This is a genomic window from Endozoicomonas acroporae (assembly GCF_002864045.1).
In the GTDB taxonomy this organism is placed as follows: domain Bacteria; phylum Pseudomonadota; class Gammaproteobacteria; order Pseudomonadales; family Endozoicomonadaceae; genus Endozoicomonas; species Endozoicomonas acroporae.
The window spans coordinates 1-6388 of the sequence record NZ_PJPV01000257.1 but is presented as its reverse complement, the minus strand read 5'-3'; the positions used below and the strand labels follow the sequence as shown (position 1 = coordinate 6388).

5 protein-coding genes are annotated in these 6388 nt (G+C 45.0%); 4 read left to right on the top strand and 1 reads right to left on the bottom strand.

What is annotated here, in order from left to right; all coding sequences use genetic code 11:
- The 4 genes from CX664_RS26830 to CX664_RS28395 form a co-directional block, all read left to right on the top strand.
- A partial coding sequence (locus CX664_RS26830; RefSeq protein ID WP_180966630.1) for a hypothetical protein occupies positions 1-1013 on the top strand: 1013 nt, incomplete at its 5' end.
- A gap of 1613 nt (positions 1014-2626) precedes the next feature.
- A complete protein-coding gene (locus tag CX664_RS26035) occupies positions 2627-3352 on the top strand; it encodes a splicing factor U2AF large subunit (RefSeq protein WP_146000354.1) in 726 nt (241 codons plus the stop codon).
- Between the two features lie 616 nt (positions 3353-3968).
- Positions 3969-4364 (top strand): hypothetical protein, encoded by a 396-nt coding sequence (locus CX664_RS26030; RefSeq protein ID WP_146000353.1) that lies wholly within the window; start codon positions 3969-3971, stop codon positions 4362-4364.
- 163 nt (positions 4365-4527) lie between these two features.
- A complete protein-coding gene (locus CX664_RS28395) occupies positions 4528-4782 on the top strand; it encodes an ATP-binding protein (protein ID WP_219622300.1) in 255 nt (84 codons plus the stop codon).
- A 120-nt stretch (positions 4783-4902) separates the two neighbouring features.
- On the opposite strand, the gene CX664_RS24845 is transcribed toward CX664_RS28395, so the two are convergent.
- Positions 4903-5880, bottom strand: a complete 978-nt coding sequence (locus tag CX664_RS24845; protein WP_101749270.1) for an NAD(P)/FAD-dependent oxidoreductase — start codon at positions 5878-5880, stop codon at positions 4903-4905.
- Positions 5881-6388 lie beyond the last annotated feature (508 nt).

Below are 6388 nucleotides of genomic sequence, written 5' to 3'. Positions count from 1 at the left end.
CAAAATATAAACTATCGTACACTAGGTGCAACCGCCCTGTATCCTGGCTTGTTCCAGAGCATCCTGCAAATTACAGAACAAATAATCAACCTGCAGATATAAATCTGTCGCTTAACGAAGCCAAAGCAAGGCTTGTAAATATTTTCAATCCAGTTCAAATACAGAAACTTCACATCCTTGAAGATAAGGTCAAAAGTGCAAACGATTCAGAGCGTTTACACCTGGGTGATGTATACAAAGAAATACTCAATCATCTGCTGAAAAAACCAGAGCTCATTGGAGAGATTATCGAAATAATTGAAAGTATGTCGTCCAGAGATTGCGAGGACCATACTGCGGAAGTCTGTGACCTGATAAAAGTAAGATTCAAGGCGGCAACACTGACGGAGGGTATATGTGATCAAGATAACAGCATTAACTGGTTTTCATTGCTTGGTAAAGCCAAACTGCTTATTCATGAGGAACAACTGTTCAGCGTCCTGAGCAGGCACCACCTCCTTGGAGGTAATGAATCCACTGAAATCAGAGCGTATGTAAAAAACCGGTTTGCGAGAGAAATTTGTGAATTTTCTGAAAATCATATTCAACAATATTTCCCAGAACAGGGCCGTCGTGTTGTCCATGCTATCAGGGGTCAATATGGAAGATTAAAATATGATTTTATTCAGGCAATAAACAACAAAAGCCTGTTAAAAAATTATTTGATAGACTTATGCAAGGATGAAATATTTTTTGCGTTTATCAAATCCCATGATGAAGAATTGTCACAATGGTTGGCTAAGGAAAATAGCAACTTTGATGGGTTAGTGGATCATTATGATCAAAACCATGCAGGGAGTTCCAGTTCAAGTGAATATACCTATGTTACTTCATTAAACAGACTCAGGGAAACCAAGGATCTTGTTGACTCAGTGGCACTAAATCAATTTTTTGAGTCAAAGATTGATGAACAATGGAATGCACTGGTTTTTGCGACCAAACCGTCAACTTACCAGGAGCCTGACCGGGAATAACGCCCGTCCAGGAGCAGTTGCCGCAAAGGGCAGCCTATTCTCGAACAGCCTTCTGGTGATGCAAGAATTCACCAGCCTCAACTTATCGGGCTTTGTTACCAGCTTATTTTCCTTTTCATTCCAAAGTCTGTCGCGACCCCAGACACCCATCTCGATTATTTCACCTGCATAAAGTCATTATCCCTGACAGTAAGCCCGGGAGCCTGTCGGATTTAAGTATTTAATGCTCCATGCCATGACATACACGGGGTTCAAAAGCAGTTTCATCGGTTTGTTTGATAAACATGATATTGACAGATTATTTATCATAGGAACCTTTCTAAAAAGAGGAGGTCTTAATAAATAATTCAATTATTCTATAATTCAATGTATTACTATCAGCAATTTCCGATTTCGATATTGATCTCGATGGACTTTTTACAAGACCATCAGATCAACCCCTTCAGACAGACACAAATGAACAACAGTCGACGTACCAAGGTAAGTAGTTGGCCAAATGGAATCGTATATTTCTGGCTAAGTGGGCAGTTACTATGCAAGGCGCAACGTAGGGAGCATAGCCGTAGCTATGTGACCGGAGTTGCAACGCCGCAGAGTGACTGCCCACTTAGTCAGAAATATATGATTTCATTTGGTTAACTACTTATGTCTGTTAAAGCATCTATTGCACCGTTGCCTCTATATCATGATCAACCAGGTAAACAAGACAATAACACTGGCTCCGCTAACTTTTGGTATGGATATAACATTGCACCTCTACCACATGTCAGTCCTTCAGACTTTTTGAGAACTGATATTACTAAGGATGCTACAAAGGGAACGCTACCGGAATGATCCCGATTATGCAGAGCGCCAAAAAAAACGGCAAAAGGAACGTTGTAAAGATCCCGACTATGCAAGGCGCATGAGGAAGTGACATAGCAAGCAAGAAAGAAAACGTTACAGGAATAATCCAACTTATGCAGAAAGTGAAAGGGAGCGGCAAAGAGTTATTAGAAAAAAAATTATTTACGCAAAACGAAGCTTCACAAACAAGCCACGAGTGCGAAGGAGCAAAGAAACTGTATGAACACTGACAAGGCAGAGGTTCTATCATGGATAGACTTTATTTTACTGCTCAGGTAAATGCAGTTCCTGATCACTTTTCGTATTTTCAAGATACTGCTTCTTATGAACCCGGCACATCAGGTCGGGCCTTTTCCCGTGACGTTGGGGAAGCAGCCACTAGTCTCTATATTATGAGTAAAGATGAAACCACTGAGAACCACCTTCAGCAGCCTGCAGTCCCTTTTCATAATCCATTTGATGATCCCAGGTTTGAGAAAAGATCGATAGTCATCATTGATAACCTTACCAGGAAAGATCAGGTTCTTGATTTTTCGATTAGACGAAAACTTCAGAGTAGTGATCCCACATATATTTATGACATGGGTTTACCTCAAACAGCCTCACAATGCTTATTATGTGTTGATAATAACCTTCATCAACCAGCCTACAATACTGATCGGGCGTTTGTTAATAATCATTTTATGCCAGCAACGCCAGTGACAATCGTTCAACCTGCATTAGATAGGCCATTTCAAAGTGATACCGCTTACGCAGAGAGCAGAAGAGTGCGAAAAAATGCGCGCGAAAGGGCGCGCTATCATAATGATCCTGCCTATGCTGCGCGCAAAAAAGAGCACAACAGGGTGTTCAGAAGGGAGCGCTTACAGAATGATCCTGCTTACGCAGAGATCACAAGAGTGCGCAACAATGCACGCGAAAGAGCGCGCTATCAGAATGATCCTGCTTACGCAGAGAGCAAAAGACTCCGCAACAATGCGCGCGAAAGGGCGCGCTATCATAATGATCCTGCCTATGCTGCGCGCAAAAAAGAGTACAACAGGGTGTTCAGAAGGGATCGCTTACAGAATGATCCTGCTTACGCAGAGAGCACAAGAGTGCACAACAATGCGCGCGAAAAGGCGCGCTATCAGAATGATCCTGCCTATGCCGAGCGCAAAAAAGAGCGCAACAGAGTGCGCAAAAGGGTTCGCTTACAGAATGATCCTGCTTACGCACAGCGCGTAAGAGAGCTTGACAGGGAGCGCAAAAGAGCTCGCTACCAAAATGATCCTGCTTACGCACAGCGCGAAAGAGAGCGCAAAAGGAAGTATCAGAGAAAATCCCGCTTACGCAAGAGCGTGAAAGAGAGTACCAAAAGAAGCGCTACCACAATGGGCCCGATTTCGCAGAGCGCCAGAGAAAGTGCCAAAGAAAACGCTACTGGCATACTACCTCTTAACCCTGTCCCCTGGCACCATATACCCGATACAGTCAAAATTACCATTTTCTAACTTGAACTTTTATGAGAAAGAATGGTCTCAGGGTTGTGTTCAATAATTCAATAGTTCAATGTACAGTCCTTCTTCTTTTGCTTCAGCTCGATTAAATGCAGCCTATGGCCATTTACTTTACTTTCATGATTCTGCTTTTTCTGAATCAGTAGCAATAGGCAGGGCCTTCTGCCGTGACGTTACAGAAGTGTCGAATATTCTATCTGTTATGCGTGGTGATGAAACTGCTGAAGACTATCATACGCATCCAGCTGTACCTTTTTATAATCCCTGGTTTGAAAAAAAGCCAGTAGTAATCGTTGCTAGCTGTCGTGATAAAAATCAATCAGTTGACTTAATACCCGGAAGTAAAGTTCAAAATAAGGTCCCCCCCCCTGTATACATTCCCGGTAATGAACGTTTTTCAATCCAGTCTCTTTTAGGTTTAAGGCAATCAACCAATCAAAGCATACCAATTGTTAATAGCAGTCATCATCAATCTGAAGAAATTTCCACTCATGTTTACAACACACAAGTTCGTACCGCTACTATTTCCGGGTCGATTGAAAAGGCTGAGATAATTAAACCTCAACCAACTACACATTCAACTCAGGCTACCACTGAAGATATTTTTCTGTTGTCAAATAAACAGGCCAAAGCCAAATATGATCTATCCGACGGCAAATCAAAATACGAAACATCTGATAAAGGCAAGAAGACCCGGGCCAAATACCGTGCATCCGATAAGGGTAAAAGAGTCAGGGCAAAAGCCAGTGCCAAATACGAAGCAACCGATAAGGGCAAAGCAGCCAGAGCAAGGGCGAGGGCCAAATACGAAGCATCCGGTAAAGGCAAGAAAGCCAGGGACAAATACGAAGCATCCGGTAAAGGCAAGAAAGCCAGGGCCAAATACGAAGCATCCGAGAAAGGCAGGCAAACCAGGGCCAGGAGGGGTATCATTACTAACAATAGAGGCAAGGCAAAAAACGGGATAGCCCTGATCTGTGATCCAATAGCTCAATGGACGGAGTAAACCCAGGTACAAAATTTTGGCTCTTTTCGGGTTACAGGCTGCTCTGCAATGAAAATTGGCCAAAGGCCTTGATATACAATGCCTTCAGGAAACTGCTGGCTAAATATTGCCAAGCCCTGCCACAGGAGGATTCCAGCCTGATTTATGAAATCAGCAGTCTGCAATACGAAAAGAGCCACTATTAATTCAGCAAGTTGCCAACCTGATTGAAAACGCCCTGCGATATTGCCCGACAGGCAGCAGGATTACTCTGGGCTGTGGTCTTGATAAAGAAGATGGCATTGCATGGCTGAAAGTCGCAGATAACGGCCCGGGCATTGTGGACGAAGAGAAAGAACGGGTATTTGAACGCCTGTATCGTGTTGATAAAAGCCGCACCGATGGCGGCTTGGGGCTGGGACTTTCACTGGCTGTGTAAGAAAGCTGTCGGTTGGATAACAGTTAATGCTATCCCCGGATCAGGGCAATGTTTTCCTGAATGGTTACAAGCCCCGGCAGTACCGGGGGCGATCAACGATCATGATGAATCGGTTCATTATTAACCCGACAGGTCCTGTATACACTTCTGCGCTGATAACCAGGCCCCCTCAACCCTGCCACCCGCACACCAGGCACCAATGACCGCAAGCCGCTGACGTTCATCCAGAAGATAAGGTTGATCAAAGGTTACTGGCTTAATATTGGCATAGCGCCAGTAATGTCGATACTGTGCTGTTTTCTCAAGCCCGGTAGCCATTATTGTCTGCAGCCAGTTCAAACCTGTCTGACCAATGTCCACTGCCGTTTCTTTACCCTGTTGTTCAGACCACTCTGGCGAAAAATGCAACATCCAGACATCGTCAACATCCGGCGCTTTCCTAAAACCGGGTCGGCTGGATAACCGCGAAGCCCAGCGGACCGTTTCATCCCCAAAGATACCCTGCACATCTGCTGGAATTTTCCCCCGGGTAGCAAGGCCTGCTGCCCAGCAGGGTTGATGGACGGCCTCAGGTACAAGAGCCATCACATCAGAACAGCTATCAAGCAGGGTACGGCTTTGCTCGGCAGGACTACTAACAATCAACCAGTCGAAGCTGGAAAAAAGCGCACCATCGGCAGACAACAGCCGCCACCCTTCCCGGCTCTTTTCCACCTTCGAGATGTGACACTGGAAGTTAATGGCAATGTTGCTGCTCAAACAATAAACCAGCTGGTTCATTAACGGGGAACCAATGTAGCGCACCGTTTCATCCGGTGACGGTGTTAATGTTCCCTGTTCAACACAGTAGGGTGAAAAATCCCAGACCTGTACAGCAGATGCTTGCAGCCAGAGCTCTACCTGTTTCTGAAACCCCGGATCCCTGGCGGTAAAGTACTGGGCACCAATATCCAGCTTGCCCCATGCTTCACGTCGATTGGCTAAGCGCCCACCCAATCCGCGACTTTTCTCAAAAACAGTCACTTCATGCCCCAATTCCGCCAACAGACTTGCGGCCTTTATCCCGGAAAGTCCGGCTCCAATCAGTGCAACTTTCATGGGTATGCCTCGTTACTTATCATCCGGCCCTCTCAACGAAAAGTGAATGCCATGAATACCATTTCTTTCTGGCAAGCAGATTGCGGAAAAATTTGCAAAGTTGCAACCCACCTCTACGTGGAGGCCGCACAAATAGATGTGAAATGTACTGATAACGTTTCCCGAGGTGATCCGGGGGTTTGCTGGTCATCAGGAAAGAGCGGCTGAGGGTACCGGATGACCCGGCTCTACCCTTGCTCAATGAATTGCAAATGAGGCAACCGGATTAAGTAACTCCAGACCGATAACAGAGATAAGTAGCTGGCCATATGGAATCACATATTTCTGGCTACTTGGGCAGGTGCTATGCGAGGCACAACGGAGGGAGCATAGCCGTAGCTATGTGACCGGAGTTGTAACGAAGCAGAGTGCCTGAACAAGGAGTCAGAAATATATGATTTCATATGGTTAGCTACTTAACTGTCAATAAAGCATACCTGACGTAATTGTTAAGTCATAGTTAATACCT

What these genes read in the sequence shown, in the direction of transcription:
- CX664_RS24845 (WP_101749270.1), bottom strand. Translation starts at nt 5,880, where the DNA reads ATGAAAGTTGCACTGATTGGAGCCGGACTTTCCGGGATAAAGGCCGCA.